General features: G+C 66.1%; 14 protein-coding genes. 7 read left to right on the forward strand and 7 right to left on the reverse strand.

From position 1 onward, the window contains the following. The first annotated feature begins 87 nt into the window (after window positions 1-87). On the forward strand, window positions 88-1,545 hold the full coding sequence (locus ACLD02_RS12595; protein ID WP_203105176.1) for an SLC13 family permease: 1,458 nt from the start codon (window positions 88-90) through the stop codon (window positions 1,543-1,545). A gap of 101 nt (window positions 1,546-1,646) precedes the next feature. Here the strand turns inward: ACLD02_RS12595 and groL are convergent, their stop codons facing one another. Next, window positions 1,647-3,293, reverse strand: a complete 1,647-nt coding sequence (groL, locus tag ACLD02_RS12600; RefSeq protein WP_203105177.1) for a chaperonin GroEL — start codon at window positions 3,291-3,293, stop codon at window positions 1,647-1,649. A gap of 88 nt (window positions 3,294-3,381) precedes the next feature. Beyond that, window positions 3,382-3,672, reverse strand: a complete 291-nt coding sequence (locus ACLD02_RS12605) for a co-chaperone GroES (protein ID WP_138774085.1) — start codon at window positions 3,670-3,672, stop codon at window positions 3,382-3,384. A 251-nt stretch (window positions 3,673-3,923) separates the two neighbouring features. On the opposite strand from ACLD02_RS12605, the gene ACLD02_RS12610 reads away from it, so the two are divergent. Beyond that, window positions 3,924-4,685: an SDR family oxidoreductase gene (locus ACLD02_RS12610; protein WP_203105178.1), complete on the forward strand. Its 762-nt coding sequence runs from the start codon at window positions 3,924-3,926 to the stop codon at window positions 4,683-4,685. 37 nt (window positions 4,686-4,722) lie between these two features. Beyond that, window positions 4,723-5,043 (forward strand): MGMT family protein, encoded by a 321-nt coding sequence (locus tag ACLD02_RS12615; RefSeq protein WP_203105179.1) that lies wholly within the window; start codon window positions 4,723-4,725, stop codon window positions 5,041-5,043. Between the two features lie 108 nt (window positions 5,044-5,151). On the opposite strand, the gene ACLD02_RS12620 is transcribed toward ACLD02_RS12615, so the two are convergent. Next, window positions 5,152-6,498, reverse strand: coding sequence for an AmpG family muropeptide MFS transporter (locus tag ACLD02_RS12620; RefSeq protein ID WP_410298849.1), 1,347 nt, complete (start codon window positions 6,496-6,498; stop codon window positions 5,152-5,154). Window positions 6,499-6,621: 123 nt separating this feature from the next. Between ACLD02_RS12620 and ACLD02_RS12625 the strand changes: the two genes are divergently transcribed. Continuing rightward, window positions 6,622-7,512: a ketopantoate reductase family protein gene (locus ACLD02_RS12625; RefSeq protein WP_203105180.1), complete on the forward strand. Its 891-nt coding sequence runs from the start codon at window positions 6,622-6,624 to the stop codon at window positions 7,510-7,512. 29 nt (window positions 7,513-7,541) lie between these two features. Here the strand turns inward: ACLD02_RS12625 and ACLD02_RS12630 are convergent, their stop codons facing one another. Further along, window positions 7,542-8,117: a cob(I)yrinic acid a,c-diamide adenosyltransferase gene (locus tag ACLD02_RS12630; RefSeq protein ID WP_203105181.1), complete on the reverse strand. Its 576-nt coding sequence runs from the start codon at window positions 8,115-8,117 to the stop codon at window positions 7,542-7,544. 200 nt (window positions 8,118-8,317) lie between these two features. On the opposite strand from ACLD02_RS12630, the gene ACLD02_RS12635 reads away from it, so the two are divergent. The 3 genes from ACLD02_RS12635 to ACLD02_RS12645 all read left to right on the forward strand — a co-directional run bounded on the left by ACLD02_RS12635 (window position 8,318) and on the right by ACLD02_RS12645 (window position 10,922). Beyond that, on the forward strand, window positions 8,318-9,679 hold the full coding sequence (locus ACLD02_RS12635) for an ATP-binding protein (protein ID WP_410298850.1): 1,362 nt from the start codon (window positions 8,318-8,320) through the stop codon (window positions 9,677-9,679). 87 nt (window positions 9,680-9,766) lie between these two features. Beyond that, window positions 9,767-10,450, forward strand: coding sequence for a response regulator (locus ACLD02_RS12640; protein ID WP_203105183.1), 684 nt, complete (start codon window positions 9,767-9,769; stop codon window positions 10,448-10,450). Between the two features lie 136 nt (window positions 10,451-10,586). Continuing rightward, complete coding sequence (locus ACLD02_RS12645; protein WP_410298851.1) at window positions 10,587-10,922, forward strand: Spy/CpxP family protein refolding chaperone; 336 nt, start codon at window positions 10,587-10,589, stop codon at window positions 10,920-10,922. A gap of 79 nt (window positions 10,923-11,001) precedes the next feature. Here ACLD02_RS12645 and aceF read toward each other — a convergent pair whose 3' ends face one another. The 3 genes from aceF to ACLD02_RS12660 form a co-directional block, all read right to left on the reverse strand. Then, the gene (gene aceF / locus ACLD02_RS12650) at window positions 11,002-12,732 is read right to left on the reverse strand and encodes a dihydrolipoyllysine-residue acetyltransferase (protein WP_410298852.1); all 1,731 of its coding nucleotides are present in this window, start codon (window positions 12,730-12,732) and stop codon (window positions 11,002-11,004) included. 20 nt (window positions 12,733-12,752) lie between these two features. Continuing rightward, on the reverse strand, window positions 12,753-15,422 hold the full coding sequence (gene aceE / locus ACLD02_RS12655) for a pyruvate dehydrogenase (acetyl-transferring), homodimeric type (RefSeq protein ID WP_410298853.1): 2,670 nt from the start codon (window positions 15,420-15,422) through the stop codon (window positions 12,753-12,755). 180 nt (window positions 15,423-15,602) lie between these two features. Then, window positions 15,603-16,430 carry a hypothetical protein gene (locus ACLD02_RS12660; protein WP_203105187.1) on the reverse strand — a complete coding sequence of 276 codons (828 nt, stop codon included), beginning with the start codon at window positions 16,428-16,430 and terminating at the stop codon, window positions 15,603-15,605. Window positions 16,431-16,518 lie beyond the last annotated feature (88 nt).

Here is a 16,518-nt window from a genome sequence, read left to right on the forward strand (position 1 = left end):
GCCCAGGCCCCGCCTTGGTTAAACTAACCCGCTTCCCGGTGCCCCCCGCGCCATCCACGCACTTCAATCAGCAATCACCGAGACGCCATGTCCTCTCCGTCTTCTTCCCCCATTACCCAACCCGGGCGCGCCGCCGTGATCGGCCTGTGGCTCGGTCCCCTGTGGCTGATCATCACCCTGGTGGCACCACCGCCGGCGGGCATGCCGGACCCGGCCTGGGCCTGCGTGGGTCTGGCCTTGCTGATGGCCACCTGGTGGGCCACCGAGGCGTTGCCGATTCCAGCCACCGCCTTGCTGCCGCTGGCCCTGTCGCCGGCCCTGGGGATCACCGACATGTCCCGCACCGCCAGCGCCTATGCCAATCCGGTGGTGTTTCTGTTCTTTGGCGGCTTCCTGCTCGGCCTGGCGATGCAGCACTGGCACCTGCACCGGCGGCTGGCGTTGCACGTGCTGCGGCTGGTGGGGCCGCAACCACGCCGCCAGATCGGCGGCTTCATGATCGCCACCGGCTTCCTCAGCATGTGGGTCTCCAACACCGCCACCGCGATCATGATGCTGCCCATCGGCATGTCCGTGATCAGCCTGCTGGACGACGGCGGCGGCGACCGTCGCGAGGTGAACCGCTACGCCACCGCCCTGCTGCTGGCCATCGCCTACTCCGCCAGCATCGGTGGCGTGGCCACCCTTATCGGCACCCCGCCGAACTCCCTGCTGGCCGGCTATCTGCATGACAACCAGGGTATCGATCTGGGCTTCGCTCAGTGGATGATCGTGGGCGTGCCGATCAGCATTTCCATGATGCTGGTGGCCTGGTGGTGGCTGACCCGGGGCGGCTTCAAGCTCGGCACCGGCGGTGACAGTGCCACCCTGATCAACGAAGAGCTGACCAGGATGGGCCCCATCGACAGCGCCGAGAAGCGGGTGGCGGCGATCTTCGTGCTGGCCGCCGTGGCCTGGATCGGCCGGCCTTTCCTGAGCAGCCACCTGGGCCTTACCTGGCTCAGCGACACCGGCATCGCCATCGCCGCCGGTCTGATCATGTTTCTGGCGCCCAGCGGTCGTATGCGGGGGGAACGGCTGCTTACCTGGGACAGCGCCCGGGACCTGCCCTGGGGCGTGCTGCTGCTGTTCGGCGGCGGCCTGTCCCTGGCGGCGGCGATCTCCGATTCCGGGCTGGCGAAATGGATCGCCGAGCAGTTGCAGGTGCTGCATGGCTTCCCGATCCTGATGATCGTGGGTCTGGTGGTACTGGTGATCCTGTTCCTTACCGAGGTCACCTCCAACACCGCCACCGCCGCCGCCTTCCTGCCCTTGCTGGGCGCGCTGGCGGTGTCCCAGGACATCTCTCCACTGCTCACCACCATCCCGGCGGCGGTGGCCGCCAGCTGCGCCTTCATGATGCCCGTGGCCACGCCACCTAACGCCATCGTGTTCGCCGCCGGCCACATGCGCATCCAGTCGATGATCCGCGCCGGCCTGGTGCTCAATCTGGTCGGCGTGGTGCTGATCACCCTGCTGGCGCTGCCGCTGATGAAGTTGATGTAGGGTCTGGGTCCGGCCTTCGCTTCCCGCTCAAGGACAAGCAAACATAAAAAAACCCCGCCGAAGCGGGGTTTTTTTATAGGGGGTCGGTATGACCGGGAGGCTTACATCATGCCGCCCATGCCACCCATACCGCCCATGCCACCCATGTCCGGGGCACCGGCGCCGGCGTTTTCTTCCGGCTTGTCGGCCACCATGGCTTCGGTGGTGATCATCAGGCCGGCGATGGACGCCGCTGCCTGCAGCGCGGAGCGGGTTACCTTGGCGGGGTCCAGGATACCCATTTCCAGCATGTCACCGTACTCGCCGCTGGCGGCGTTGTAGCCGTAGTTGCCGGAACCGTTACGCACTTCCTGTACCACCACGGACGGCTCGCCGCCGGCGTTGTGGACGATCTGGCGCAGCGGGGACTCGAGGGCGCGGATCACCAGCGCGATGCCGGCGTTCTGCTCTTCGTTGTCGCCTTTCAGGTCACCGATGCTGGTCAGGGCACGTACCAGGGCCACGCCACCGCCAGGCACCACGCCTTCTTCAACGGCCGCACGGGTCGCGTGCAGGGCGTCGTCGACGCGGGCTTTCTTCTCTTTCATTTCCACTTCGGTGGCGGCACCGATCTTGATCACGGCCACGCCGCCGGCCAGCTTGGCCACGCGCTCTTGCAGCTTCTCGCGATCGTAATCGGAAGAGGAGTTGTCGATTTCCTTGCGGATCTGCTCAACACGGGCGTCGATGTCGCCCTGCTCGCCCTTGCCACCCACCACGGTGGTGTTTTCCTTGTCGATGTTGACCTTCTTGGCGGAACCCAGGTCTTCCAGGGACACGTTTTCCAGGCTCAGGCCCACTTCCTCGGAAATCACGGTACCGCCGGTAAGGATGGCGATGTCCTGCAGCATGGCTTTACGGCGGTCGCCGAAGCCCGGTGCTTTCACGGCGGCGCACTTGATGATGCCGCGCATGTTGTTGACCACCAGGGTGGCCAGCGCTTCGCCTTCGATGTCCTCGGCGATGATCATCAGCGGACGACCGGCCTTGGCCACGTTCTCCAGTACCGGCAGCAGCTCGCGGATGTTGGAGATTTTCTTGTCAACCAGCAGGATGTAGGGGTCTTCCAGCTCGACCTGCATCTTTTCCTGGTTGTTGATGAAGTACGGGCTCAGGTAGCCACGGTCGAACTGCATGCCTTCCACGACTTCCAGTTCGTTGACCAGGGACTGGCCTTCCTCGACGGTGATAACACCTTCCTGCCCCACTTTCTCCATGGCCTGAGCGATGATTTCACCCACGGACTTGTCGGAGTTGGCGGAGATGGTGCCCACCTGCTCGATGCTCTTGGTGTTGTCGCACGGGGTGGACAGGGACTTGAGCTGCTCGACCACGGCGTCGGTGGCTTTGTCGATGCCGCGCTTGAGGTCCATCGGGTTCATGCCGGCGGCGACCGCCTTCAGGCCTTCGTTGACGATGGACTGGGCCAGCACGGTGGCGGTGGTGGTGCCGTCACCGGCTTCGTCGTTGGCCTTGGAAGCCACTTCCTTCACCAGCTGGGCGCCCATGTTCTCGAACTTGTCTTCCAGCTCGATTTCCTTGGCCACGGACACGCCGTCCTTGGTGATGGTGGGCGCGCCGAAGGATTTCTCCAGCACCACGTTGCGGCCTTTCGGGCCCAGGGTTACCTTGACCGCGTCGGCCAGGGTGTTCACGCCCTTGGCCATGCGCTGACGGGCGGAGTCACGGAACAATACTTCTTTCGCCATTGTGTCTTACCTCTGCAAATTCGTTATTACCGGCACCAATCGGCACTGGCACGACCGGACGGTCCGGCGGCCTCGCCTTGGCGGTCGATCAGCCTTCGATGACGGCCAGAATCTCGGCTTCGCTCATGATCAACAGCTCTTCGCCATCCACCTTCACGGTGTTGCCGGAGTACTGACCGAAGATCACCTTGTCGCCCACCTTCACGTCCAGGGGGCGCACTTCGCCGCTGTCCTGGATCTTGCCGTTGCCGGCGGCGATCACTTCGCCACGGGACGGCTTCTCGGCGGCGGAACCCGGCAGCACGATACCGCCGGCGGTCTTGGTTTCTTCCTCCTCGCGGCGCACCAGCACGCGATCATGCAAAGGACGGATTTTCATGGTCTCCATTCTCCAAGGTCGTAATCAAAGGTTAGCGGGGTCACCCGAGAACCGGATTAGCACTCTCACGGTTTGAGTGCTAATCATAGTTACCGCGACTTTTCAGTCAATAGGCGCGGGCGGGAAATGCCGCTCCGGCACCGTGTTCAGCGAGATGGGGACGTGAAGGCGGGTTTCAAGGGACCGTTGCGTCATTGGCCCGGCCCGGTTCGATGGGCATACTCCGGGTTTTCCTCGACAAGGAGCGACCCATGGATCTCAACGACAAAGTAGTGGTGGTCACCGGTGCCGGTCGCGGCCTGGGCCGCGCCATCGCCGAGAATCTGGCCGGCCAGGGCGCGCGTATCGCCTGCGTGGACCTCAATGAGGACGACCTGCGCGACACCGTGGCGCGCTGCGAGGGCGCCGGCGGCGACGCCAAGAGCTACCTCGCCAACGTGGCCCGGGAAGAAGAGGTAACCGCCCTGTTCGACGAGGTGGTGGCGGATTTCGGCGCCGTGCACGGCCTGGTCAACAACGCCGGCATCACCCGCGATGGCCTGCTGATCAAATACAAGGACGGCGAGCTGCAATCCACCATGAGTCTGCAGCAATGGCAGGCGGTGATCGACGTGAACCTGACCGGCGTGTTCCTGTGTGGCCGCGAGGCGGCCCGCTGCATGCTCGAAGCCGGCGTCGACGAGGGCGTGATCGTCAATATCTCATCCATTGCCCGCCATGGCAGCTTCGGGCAGACCAACTACGCCGCCGCCAAGGCCGGCGTGGTGGCCATGGCCGAGGTGTGGGCCCGGGAACTGGCCCGCTACAACATCCGCACCGGGGTGGTGGCGCCGGGCACCATCAACACCGACATGATCGCCGCCATGAAACCGGAGGCCCGTGACCGGCTGGTGGCCGGCGTACCGCTCAAGCGCCTCGGCGAGCCGGAGCACATCGCCTTGTCAGTGCGTTTCATCTTCGAGAACGACTACTTCACCGGTCGGGTGATCGAGACCGACGGCGGATTGAGGTAGGAGCGGTGGTTCCACCGCTCCTACGGGAGAGGCGGAGATGAACCAGGAATTCCGCGACGCGGTCTACCAGATCGTGGCCGCCATCCCGGCCGGCACGGTGGCCAGCTACGGCCAGGTGGCGCGGCAGGCGGGCTGGCCCCGCCACGCCCGCTTCGTGGGGCGCTTGATGAGCCAGCTGCCGAAGGGCACCGTCCTGCCCTGGCACCGGGTGATTCGCGGCGACGGCGGGTTGCCCCTGGCGGGCACGCCCAGCGGCGAGGTCCAACTGCGCCGGCTCGCCGAGGAAGGGGTGGCGGTGGTCGGTAACCGGGTGCCGAAGCGCTGCTTCTGGGCGCCCGGTGAGGATCGCCGGAGCTGACGGTGGCGAACGCCGCCTCCACCATTTCGCGGCTGAAGCGGATCGCCGCCCGACCGCTCCTACCCCATCCTGCCACCGCCGTAGGAGCGACTTCAGTCGCGATTCCCTTCAGCCGCGACCCTGGTCCGGCGCCGCCCGCCCCCGCCGCATCCACCACAGGGTCAGCAATATCGCCGGCACGCCCAGCAGGGCCGCGTAGTTGAAGAAGGTCGGGTAACCGGCGGCCTTCACCACCTCGCCGGAAAAGCCGCCGATGAACTTGCCCGGCAGGGTCATCAGCGAACTGAACAGGGCGAACTGGGTGGCACTGAAGTTGCGGTTGGTGAGGCTGGACATGAAGGCGATCAGGGCCACGTTGGCGAAGCCGCCGAACAGATTGTCGGCGCTGATCACCGCCGCCAGCCAGGCCAGGGCCAGCCAACGCACCTGCTCCACTGGCACCTCGGTGACCGGCAACGGTGTCACCGGTGAATAGGTGGCCATCACCGCGAACAGCACGTTGGTGAGCGCCACGCCCACCGCGCCCATCAGCATCGAACGCCCCAGCCCCCAGCGCAGCACCGCCAGGCCACCCACGGCGGAACCCAGGATGGTCATGAAGAAGCCGAAGAACTTGGCCACCGTGGCGATCTCGTTCTTGGTGTAGCCGATGTCCAGATAGAAGGGATTGGCCATCACCCCCATGGTGATGTCGCTGATCCGATAGATCGCCACCAGCGCCAGCAGCCCCAGGGCCAGGGCGCCGTAGCGGCCGAAGAAATCCCGGAACGGGGCGATCAGGGCGGTTTCCAGCCACTGCGCCGGGTGCCGGCCGAAGCTCTGCCGGGGCGGCGTGTCCGGCTCGCGGATAATCAGGGTGGTGACGATGCCCACCGCCATCAGCCAGGCCATCACGTGGTAGGCGCCGTTCCAGGAGTCGTAGCTGGCGATGTAGAAGGCGCCGGCGCCGGCCACCAGCATCGCCACCCGGTAGCCGAGGATGTAGGTGGCCGCCATGGCGCCCTGGAAGGAATCGTCGGCGGAATCGATGCGGTAGGCATCGATGCAGATGTCCTGGGTGGCGGAGCAGAACGCCACCAGCAGCGCCAGTTGCGCGAAGCGCTCCAGGTGCCCCACCGGCTCCACCAGCGCCATGGCCGCCAGGGACAGGCCGATGCCGATCTGGGCGAGCAGCAACCAGCTACGCCGCTGGCCCAGGGCCCGCCCCAGCAAGGGCAGCTTGAGGCGATCCACCACCGGCGCCCAGAACACCTTGATGGAAAACATGATGCCCACCCAGCTGAAGTAGCCGATGGCGGCACGGTCCACGTCGGCGTCGGCGAGCCAGGCGGACAGGGTGGAAAACACCAGCAGGTAGGGCAGCCCGGCGGAAAAACCCAGGAACAACATCACCAGCACCCTGGGATGGCTGTAAAGCCGCCAGGCGGTGCGCAGGGTATCAAGCAGATCGGGCATCGGGGCTCCGTCCCGTTACGACCGGAAAACGCACATGGTCCCGGTTTCGGGGACGCGGCACAACCGGAGTTCGCCGCCGGAGAAGGTAATGCAAAGCGGCGGAACAGGCCCTAGTATGGCCCGATGACCACGCCCGACTCCCCTATCTGGTATCTGGCCGGCGCCGGCAACATGGGCACCCTGGCCGCCGGCTATTTACTGGCCGCCGGCCTGCCTGTGATGGTGTTGCGCCGCCATGCCGGCGCCACCCTGGACAAGACCCTGAGCTTCGAGGACGGCCGGCCCGCGCGCGCGCTGAGCCTGCCGGTGGCGATGCCGGCGGCGCCGATCCGGCGCCTGGTCGTGGCCTGCAAGGCGCCCTGGTCCGCCGCCGCGCTGGACGGGCTGCCACTGGCCCCGGACGCCACCGTGCTGCGCTTGCAGAATGGCCTCGGCAGCCTGGATGGTCTGCTCCCCGAGGGCGCTGATCTGATCGAGGTGGTCACCACCTCGGCGGTGAAGGGCCAGCATCCGGAACACCGGCTGGTGGCGGAGAACGAGACCTGGATGGGGCGCGCCGGGGTCGGGCCGGCTCCAGACTGGTTTCCGCGCCTGGCGGCGGCCTGGCCGGGCCTTGAGTGGACGTCGCCGATCCGCCCCCGGCAATGGCGCAAGCTGGTGGCCAACGCGGTGATCAATCCGCTCACAGGGCTGTACGACGTGCCCAACGGGCAGCTGCTGGAGGCCCCGGACCTGACGGCTCGGGCGGCGCGGCTGGCGGACGAGGCGGACACCCTGCTACGCGCCCTGGACCCGGCTTGGCCCGGCGACTCCCGGGCCCAGGTGATGGCGGTGGCGCGGGCCACCGCCGGCAATACCTCTTCCATGCGCGCGGATATGCAGCGCGGCGCGATCACCGAAATCGAGGCAATCAACGGCTGGCTGCTGCGGGAAGCGGACCGGCTGGGCCTGGAGTTGCCGGCCCACCGAGAAATCGTCGCCGCCGTTCGCCAACGCCACCCCTCTCCCCAGTAGGAGCACCGGGCGGCCCCCCGTGCTCCGCCCTAGCGGTCCCGGCGTTGCACCCACTGCGGTTCCGGGGTGCCGGTACGCTGGTTGATCAGCCGGGCCATCACGAACAGCAGGTCACCGAGGCGGTTGAGCAGCGCCCGGCTTTCCGGATTGACGGTATCGTCGCCGGTGTTCGCCAGCGTCACCAGGTCGCGCTCGGCGTGACGCGCCAGGGTCCGGCAGTGGTGGCACCAGGCCGCCGCCGGATGGCCGCCGGGCAGCACGAACTCCCGCAGCGGTGGCAGTTCCGCGTTGAGGGTATCGGCCTGGGATTCCATCTCCACCAGGTCTTCCTCGGTGAGGGTCACGGTGCCCGGTACCGCCAGTTCACCGCCCAGATCGAACATCAGTTGCTGCACGGTTTCCAGCAGGCCGTCCAGGTCCGGGTCGAGGCCCTTGGCACGCAACACGCCCAGGGCGCTGTTGAGCTCGTCCAGACTGCCCAGGGCCTGAATCCGGGGGTGGTCCTTGGCCACCCGGGTTCCGTCGGCCAGGCCGGTGCGCCCATCATCGCCGCTGCGCGTGATCACCCGGTTGATGCGGGTCTTGCCATTGCCGTCATCGCTCATAAATCACCGTCCGGATTGGCTTGAGATAAGGGCCTCATTAGAACCGGGCGAAGCGGGAGTTGAAAGTCCAAAGTTGCCAGGATGACGGTCCGTGCACGAACCCCGCCGGTGACGATCTTGAAAGAATGTGCAAGACACTGGGTCCGCCGGCGCCGGGCTCGTAAACTGGCGGCTCACTTCCCGGCAAGGCCGCCGCCGTCATGGGCATTCGCAATAAACTCTTCGTGACCTTCCTGGCCACTTTCCTGGTGCTGATCCTGGCGGCCAGCGGTTTCTTTTTCTTCGCCTTCGAGCGCAGCCTCAGCAAATACATCGATGAGCGCCAGCAAGCTCAGGTGGAGCGCCTGGCCGAGCATCTGGGCGTGCTCTACAGCCAGCGCGGCAGCTGGCGCTTCCTGCTGGAGGAGCCCCGCCTGCTGGGGCGGCTGTACTGGCTGGCCGGCGACCGTGAGACGCGCCGCGAGCGCGGCGACGACAAGCGCCCGGATGCCCCCCGCCACCTCACCCTGCTGACGCCGAACAAACGCCCGCTGCTGGGCCCGCCGCCGCCATCACGGCTGAGCCAGCAAGTGCCGATCCACGCCGGCGGCGAGCTGGTGGGCTGGCTCGCCTACCCGGACCAGGAGGCGATCCGCGACAAGCTGGACCGTCGCTTTCAGGAACGCCTGCTGCGCTTCATGGCCACCATGGCGGTGGTCGGCCTGGTGCTGTCGCTGCTGGTGTCCTGGTTACTGGCACGTCACCTGGTGGCGCCGGTCACCGCGCTGACCCGCCACACCCGGCGTCTGCGAGAAGGGGAGTACGAAGCGCGGCTGACCAGCCGGCGCCGCGATGAGCTGGGCGAGTTGATCCGCCATGTGAACGGCCTGGGTGAGCGCCTCGACCAGGGCCGGCGCGCCCGTCAGCGTTGGTTTTCGGACATCGCCCATGAGCTGCGCACGCCGCTGTCGGTGCTGCAGGGTGAACTGGAGGCCATGGTCGATGGCGTGCGGCCGCTCAACCAGGACGGCATCGCCGCTCTGGAAGCCCAGGTGCGCCAGCTCACCCACCTGGTCAACGACCTGCATGATCTGGCCCTCGCCGACGGCGGCAATCTGCGCTACCACTTCCGCCCGCTGGACCTGGACAGCCTGTGCGAGGACGCCGTGGACGCGGTGCGCCCCGCTCTGGAGCGACGCCAGGTGAGTCTGGAGACGACGCTGCCCGCGGCGCCCATCAGCGGCGACCCGGTGCGGCTGCGCCAGTTGTTGGATAATCTGCTGCAAAACAGCCTCAAGTACACCGACCCGGGCGGTCGAGTGCGGCTGGAGCTGGAGGCCGAAGGCGACCAGTGGCGGCTGACCCTGGACGACAGCGCGCCCGGGGTGCCGGACGAGGCACTGCCGCGCCTGTTCGACCACCTCTATCGGGTGGAAAGCTCGCGCAACCGGGACACCGGTGGCGCCGGCCTGGGGCTGGCCATCGGCCAGCGTATCGTGGAGGCCCATGGTGGCACGATGAGCGCGGCCCACAGCCCGCTGGGCGGGCTACGTATCATCGTGCGCCTGCCGAGCGGCTCGTAGGAGCGGCTACAGCCGCTCCTACGGGGCTGGCGGAACCCTGCGCGGCAGGGCGCCCCAGGCAAAGGGGCTCAAATAAAGGAAACCGGAATGACGAACATTCTGATCGTGGAGGACGAGCCCCGGCTCGCGGAGTTGCTGGCCGATTATCTGCGCCACAGCCATTTTCAGCCCGAGCACACCGCCAGCGCCGTGGAGGCGGAACGGCGGGTGCGCGAGGGCCACTTCGACGCCGTGCTGCTGGACCTGATGCTGCCCGATGGCGATGGCATGGAGGTGTGCAAGGCGATCCGCCGCTTCTCCGAGGTGCCGGTGTTGATGATCACTGCCCGGGTCGAGGAGGTAGACCGTCTGCTGGGCCTGGAGATCGGTGCCGACGACTACATTTGCAAGCCGTTCAGCCCCCGCGAGGTGGTGGCCCGGGTCAAGGCGGTGCTGCGCCGCGCGCGGGGTGAACCCCGCGACCAGGAAGCCGGGCTGACCCTGGACCGGCACCGCTTCGAGGCGGTGCACGGCGAAGCCCGGGTGGCGCTGACCGCCATCGAATTCGAACTGCTCGCCACCCTGGCCCGCCAACCCGGTCGGATCTGGAGCCGCGACCGCCTCATGGACGTGATCTACCCGGACCACCGGGTGGTGTCCGACCGCACCATCGACAGCCACATCCGCAAGCTACGCCGCAAGCTGAGCGAGGGCCTGGGCGGTGATCACGATTGGATCGGCAGCGTGTACGGGGTCGGTTACCGGTTGCAGACGCCGGAGGAAAACGCCTAGCGGGCTATCGCGACTGAAGTCGCTCCTACCGCGAAGCTTCCACGGTTCGTGCATCCTTGATGCACATTGCCGGGCGATACTGATTACAACGCCGGCATGGGCCGGCCTTGCACAGCATCACCCAAGGAGGTTCACCATGAAAAAAGTCACGACCCTCGCCCTGGTTCTCCTCACCGGCGCCACCCTGGCCGGCACCGTCAGCGCCGAGCCGCCCCGCGGCCCGCAACCGGAACGGATGGTGGAGCACATGAGCCGCCAGTTGGACCTCACCGAGGACCAGCAAGCCCGCATGAACACGATCTTCGAGGAGCAGGGCGAAAAAATGCGCGCCCTGCATGAGGAAACCCGCCAGCGCATCGACGGCGTGCTCACCAAGGAGCAGCGCGCCAAGGCGGAGGAACTGCGCGAGGAGCGCAAGGAAAAATGGGAAGCGCGCAAGGACAAGATGAAGGAGCGCCGCGACCCGCGCTGATCGACAACCTTGCTGAAACGAGAAAGCCCCGACCGTCAGGCCGGGGCTTTTTTCGTGGCGGGTGCCCCGCGGGTACGCGTTACAGCAACGCCCGCCGCATATCACTCAACAGCTGACTCAGATAGCTGGTGAAGCGGGCCGCGTCGGCGCCATCGATCACGCGGTGATCGTAGGACAGCGACAACGGCAGCGTCAGGCGCGGCTGGAACGTCTTGCCGTCCCACACCGGCTTGGTGTCGGAACGGCTGACACCCAGGATCGCCACCTCCGGCCAGTTGACGATGGGGGTAAAGGCGGTACCGCCGATACCACCCAGCGACGAGATGCTGAAGGTGGCGCCCTTCATGTCCGCCGGTGACAGCTTGCGGTCCCGGGCCTTGCCGGCCAGCTCGCCCATTTCCAGGGCGATGTCCTTAAGCCCCTTCTTGTCGGCGTCGCGAATCACCGGCACCACCAGACCATTGGGCGTGTCCACGGCGATACCAATGTGCACGTAGTCCTTCATGATCAGGGCTTCGCCGCCCAGCTCCAGGGAGCTGTTGAAGCGCGGAAATTCCCGCAGCGCGTTGGCGCATGCCTTGACCAGGAACGCCAGCATGGTGAGCTTGACGCCCTCCTTCTCCAGCGCCTTGTTCTGGCTCTTGCGGAAAGCTTCCAGCTCGGTGATGTCGGCTTCGTCGAACTGGGTCACATGGGGAATCGTGATCCAGCTGCGGTGCAGGTTCTTGGCCGCCACCTTGCGCAGCTTGTTGAGCTCCTGGCGTTCCACCGGGCCGAACTCGCTGAAGTCGATCTCCGGCAGGTCCGGCATGCCCGCGCCACCGGCAGCGGGCGGGTTCTCCAGCCGCTGCTTGATCAGCGCGTGCACATCTTCCTTGAGAATACGTTCCTTGGGCCCGCTGGGCGTGACGTCGGCCAGATCGATGCCGGTTTCCCGGGCCAGCTTGCGCACCGCCGGGCCGGCATGCACCGAGGCCGAAGGCTTGCCCTCGACCCGCTCCGGGGTTTCCGGCGCGACGCTCTGGCGGCCGGCTTCCGAGGGCTTCTCGTCCAGGTCGGATTTGCGGGAGCGGGCCGCTTTCGCGTCACGGTCTTCCTTCGCGGCGGATTTTTCCGAGGACTGTTTCTCCGACGCCGGTTTCCGCGGAGCGCCTTTGTCGGAGGCTTGTTCCCCGGAGCCACCGGCGGTTTCCAGCTCCATCAGGTCGGTGCCGGTGCCGATCTTGTCACCCACCTTCACCAGCAGCTTCTTCACCGTGCCCGCCTCCGGCGAGGGCACTTCCAGGGAGGCCTTGTCGGATTCGATCACCAGAATGGTCTGCTCGGCTTCGACGCTGTCGCCCTCGGCCACGTTGATCTCGATGATCTCGGCGGCATCGATGTCGCCCAGGTCCGGCGCCGCCACCGTGCGGGTGCCGCCGGCCGCCGGTTTGGCGGCGGACTCGTCGTCTTGCTGGTCGGCGTCGTCCTGCTGATCGGGCGCTTCCTCGTCGGAGGCGTCCTCGTCGGAGGCGTTGTCCTTGGACTCGTCGTCGCCGGCTTCGTCGCCAGAACCGTCGCCGCCGTCTTCACCGGCCACGTCCAGGTCCAGGAGCGGGTCGCCCTCCTTCACCTGGTCGCCGGCTTTGACTTTCAATTCCAGTACCGTGCCCGCCTTCGGGCAGGGCACTTCCAGCGACGCCTTGTCGGACTCCAGCACCACGATGGTGTCTTCGGCCTCGACGGTATCGCCTTTTTTTACGGACACCTCAATGACGTCAACAGGATCACTGCTGCCGACATCGGGTACCCGGATGGTTTCCTTGCTCACAGGTCACTCCTTCTGAGAGTTCAGTGCGTCACCGGATAGGGTTTTTCCGGATCAATGCCATATTTCTTGATCGCCTCCTTGACGGTGGCGGCGTCCAGTTCGCCTTGGTCACGCAGCGCGCTGAGGGCCGCCAGCACCACGAAGTAACGGTCCACTTCGAAGAAACTGCGCAGCTTGGCGCGGGAGTCGCTGCGACCGTAGCCGTCGGTGCCGAGCACCGTGTAGGGCGCTTTCACCCAGGGGCGGATCTGGTCGGCATAGGCCTTGATGTAGTCGGTGGAGGCGATCACCGGGCCCAGGCGCTTGTCCAGGCACTGCTCCACCCAGGTGGGGGCCACTTTCATATCCGGCTTGAGCATACGGTCGCGGTCGGCGCGCAGCCCTTCGCGGCGCAGTTCGTTGAAGCTGGTCACGCTCCACACGTCGGCGGCCACGCCGAAGTCCTCGCGCAGCAGCTCGGCGGCCGCTTCCACCTCACGCAGGATGGTGCCGGAACCCAGCAGTTGCACGCGCTTGGCTTTCTTGCCGCTCTTGCCCTTGCCTTCGCGCAGCAGGTACATGCCCTTGCGGATACCTTCCTCGGCGCCCTTGGGCATGGCGCCGTGCTGATAGTTCTCGTTCATCAGGGTGAGGTAGTAGTACACGTTCTCATGGTCCTGATACATGCGGCGCAGGCCGTCCTGCAGAATCACCGCCAGCTCGTAGGCATAGGTGGGATCGTAGCTCACGCAGTTGGGGATGGTGCTGGTCAGGATATGGCTGTGGCCATCCTGATGCTGCAGGCCCTCGCCGTTCAGCGTGGTACGCCCGGCGGTACCGCCCAGCAGGAAGCCCCGGGCCTGGCTATCGCCGGCCGCCCACCACAGGTCACCGGTGCGCTGCGGTCCGAACATGGAGTAGTAGATGAAGAACGGGATCAGCGTGAAGTCATGCACGCTGTAGCTGGTGGCGGCGGCGATCCAGGCGCTCATGGCGCCGGCTTCGTTGATGCCCTCCTCCAGAATCTGGCCCTTCTTGTCTTCCCGGTAGAACATCATCTGGCCGGAATCCTCCGGCTCGTACTGCTGGCCCTTGGAAGAATAGATGCCCAATTGCCGGAACATGCCTTCCATGCCGAAGGTACGGGCTTCGTCCGGGACGATCGGCACCACGCGCTTGCCCAGATTCTTGTCCTTGATCAGGGCGCTGAGCATGCGCACGAACGCCATGGTGGTGGACAGCTCACGGTCGCCACTGCCCTCCAGGAAGTTCTGGAAGATATCCAGTTCCGGCACCGTCAGCGACTGGCTGGCCTCGCGCCGGCGCACCGGCATGTAGCCGCCCAGCTTCTCGCGCTGCTCGTTCATGTAGCGCATTTCCGGGGAATCGGCGCCCGGGTGGTAATAGGGCAGCTCCTTGAGCTGATCGTCATCGAGGGGAATGTCGAAGCGGTCGCGGAATTCCTTGAGGCTGTCCAGATCCATCTTCTTCATCTGGTGGGCCTTGTTGACCGCCTCGCCGGCGCCGGTGGCGTAGCCCTTCACGGTTTTCGCCAGGATCACCGTGGGCTTGTCGCTGTTCACCGCCTGGTGGTAGGCCGCGTACACCTTGAACGGGTCGTGGCCGCCACGGTTGAGGCGATACACGTCTTCATCGCTCATGTGCTCGACCATTTTCTTCAGCTCCGGGTACTTGCCGAAGAAATGCTCGCGGGTGTAGGCGCCGCCTTCTTTCTTGTAGGCCTGGTACTCACCGTCCACCGCTTCTTCCATGCGGCGGCGCAGCAGACCTTGGGAATCCTTCTCCAGCAGCGGGTCCCAGAGCCGGCCCCAGACCACCTTGATCACGTTCCAGCCGGCGCCACGGAACAGGCTTTCCAGCTCCTGGATGATCTTGCCGTTGCCGCGCACCGGGCCGTCCAGGCGCTGCAGGTTACAGTTAACCACGAACACCAGGTTGTCGAGTTGCTCACGACCGGCCATGGACAGCGCGCCCAGGGATTCCGGCTCGTCCATCTCGCCGTCGCCCAGGAACGCCCAGACTTTGCGTTTGCGGTCCGGGATCAGCTCCCGGTTCTGCAGATACTTCATGACGTAGGCCTGGTAGATGGCCTGCATCGGGCCGAGCCCCATGGACACCGTGGGGAATTGCCAGAAGTCGGGCATCAGCCAGGGGTGCGGGTAGGAGGACAAACCTTCGCCATCCACCTCGCGGCGGAAGTTGTCCATCTGCTTCTCGCTGATGCGCCCTTCCAAATAGGCCCGCGCATAAATACCCGGCGCCGAGTGGCCCTGGTAATAGACCAGGTCACCGGGATTGTCGTCGTGCGGAGCGCGGAAAAAATGACTGAAACCGATGTCGTAGAGGGTGGCCGAGGACGCGAAGCTGGCGATGTGCCCGCCCAGTTCATCGTCGTTGAGGTTGGCCTTGGCCACCATGGCCAGCGCGTTCCAGCGAATCAGGGAACGGATACGGCGTTCCATGTAGATATCACCGGGAATCGGCGCTTCGTCCTTGGGCGCGATGGTGTTCAGGTAGGGGGTGTTGAGGTGGGTCCGAATCGCGCCCTGTTCCTGGGCTTCGTTGGTGAGGGTTTCCAGCAGCCAGGTAGCCCGTTCCGGCCCCTCCCGCTCGAGCACCGATTCCAGGGCCTCGAGCCACTCCCGCGTTTCCGCCGGATCGACATCGTCGAAGAAGTTTCTTTTCTGCATGGGCGTGCGTCCTTTATCGCGTTGCCAAGGCCGGCGCGGGATCGCCACGCCGACATGGGTAAGAAAAACGGCCGGGGTAAATAGGCCGTCTCTCGGTATCTTAACAGGTCCCGTGACCGGGCAGCCACGGAGGCCCGGGCGCCAAATTGCAACAGAGCATGGCTCCGGGCGGCGACGGCCTCAAGCCGCCAGCAGGGTCCACAGGGCGGCCAGGATCAGCCACACCGCCAGGGCCCGCAATAACAGGCCCTGCAGCGCTTCCAGGCGGTCCACGCCGTGCTGGAAGCCATCGTCGTCGGGGGAGGTTTCACGTTCCAGGCCGGCCTCGGCGACGGCGGCCAACAAGGCACCGCCGTCATCCAGGCGCCACAGTCGCCCCGTGGCGGCGGCGGTGACGGCGCCGAAGTGGCCTACCAGCGCCAGGGCCAGGGTGGTCAGCCGCGCCGGAATCCAGCACAGGGCGGCGTCCAGGCTGCGCGCCCAATCGCCACCGTCCGGGTGCCGCCACAACCAGGCCCGGTTGAGCACCAACAACAAAGCGGCGCCGAAGCCCAGCACCGTGACCCAGAACACCACGGCGAACAGCAAAGCGGCGCGTCTCAATACGCATTGCTCCAAGCCCTGAAACCAGGCCCGGTCGCATTCGCCGGCGGGTTGCCCGAACGCCTCATCGGCGCCCCGGGCCAGCGCCTGACGATCGTTCATGCGGCCACGGACCAGCAGGGTATCCAGGCGGCGGAACTCGCTCTCCACGCCCACCATCCAGAGCACCAGGGCGGTGCCCAACACCAGCGTGGCCAGCGCCCCCAGGACACCGTCGAACCAGCTGAACAGCAGAGCCACCAACAACGCCGGCAGCGCCACCGCCAACCACCAGCCCAGGGCGCCCTCCCCCGCCGACAACGAGGCCAGCAGACGCCGGTGCCTGTCATCGCGGCTCAACCAGGCCGGCCAACCACCATCGCGGCGGCGCAGGGCCAGCGCCAGAAGCAATACCAAGAACTTCATCCCGGTTCCTCCCAACAGCGTTCACTCCGCATCATACGGGAGCGGCGGGCACGTCGCGATCACGGCCACACCACCGGCAGCGGATTCC

The sequence above is a fragment of the Alloalcanivorax sp. C16-2 genome, assembly GCF_046507615.1.
In the GTDB taxonomy this organism is placed as follows: domain Bacteria; phylum Pseudomonadota; class Gammaproteobacteria; order Pseudomonadales; family Alcanivoracaceae; genus Alloalcanivorax; species Alloalcanivorax marinus_A.

Bases quoted from the DNA above. Each gene is read 5' to 3' on its own strand.
- ACLD02_RS12595 (WP_203105176.1), top strand. From the start codon at position 88: ATGTCCTCTCCGTCTTCTTCCCCCATTACCCAACCCGGGCGCGCCGCC.
- groL (WP_203105177.1), bottom strand. From the start codon at position 3,293: ATGGCGAAAGAAGTATTGTTCCGTGACTCCGCCCGTCAGCGCATGGCC.
- ACLD02_RS12605 (WP_138774085.1), bottom strand. From the start codon at position 3,672: ATGAAAATCCGTCCTTTGCATGATCGCGTGCTGGTGCGCCGCGAGGAG.
- ACLD02_RS12610 (WP_203105178.1), top strand. From the start codon at position 3,924: ATGGATCTCAACGACAAAGTAGTGGTGGTCACCGGTGCCGGTCGCGGC.
- ACLD02_RS12615 (WP_203105179.1), top strand. From the start codon at position 4,723: ATGAACCAGGAATTCCGCGACGCGGTCTACCAGATCGTGGCCGCCATC.
- ACLD02_RS12620 (WP_410298849.1), bottom strand. From the start codon at position 6,498: ATGCCCGATCTGCTTGATACCCTGCGCACCGCCTGGCGGCTTTACAGC.
- ACLD02_RS12625 (WP_203105180.1), top strand. From the start codon at position 6,622: ATGACCACGCCCGACTCCCCTATCTGGTATCTGGCCGGCGCCGGCAAC.
- ACLD02_RS12630 (WP_203105181.1), bottom strand. From the start codon at position 8,117: ATGAGCGATGACGGCAATGGCAAGACCCGCATCAACCGGGTGATCACG.
- ACLD02_RS12635 (WP_410298850.1), top strand. From the start codon at position 8,318: ATGGGCATTCGCAATAAACTCTTCGTGACCTTCCTGGCCACTTTCCTG.
- ACLD02_RS12640 (WP_203105183.1), top strand. From the start codon at position 9,767: ATGACGAACATTCTGATCGTGGAGGACGAGCCCCGGCTCGCGGAGTTG.
- ACLD02_RS12645 (WP_410298851.1), top strand. From the start codon at position 10,587: ATGAAAAAAGTCACGACCCTCGCCCTGGTTCTCCTCACCGGCGCCACC.
- aceE (WP_410298853.1), bottom strand. From the start codon at position 15,422: ATGCAGAAAAGAAACTTCTTCGACGATGTCGATCCGGCGGAAACGCGG.
- ACLD02_RS12660 (WP_203105187.1), bottom strand. From the start codon at position 16,430: ATGAAGTTCTTGGTATTGCTTCTGGCGCTGGCCCTGCGCCGCCGCGAT.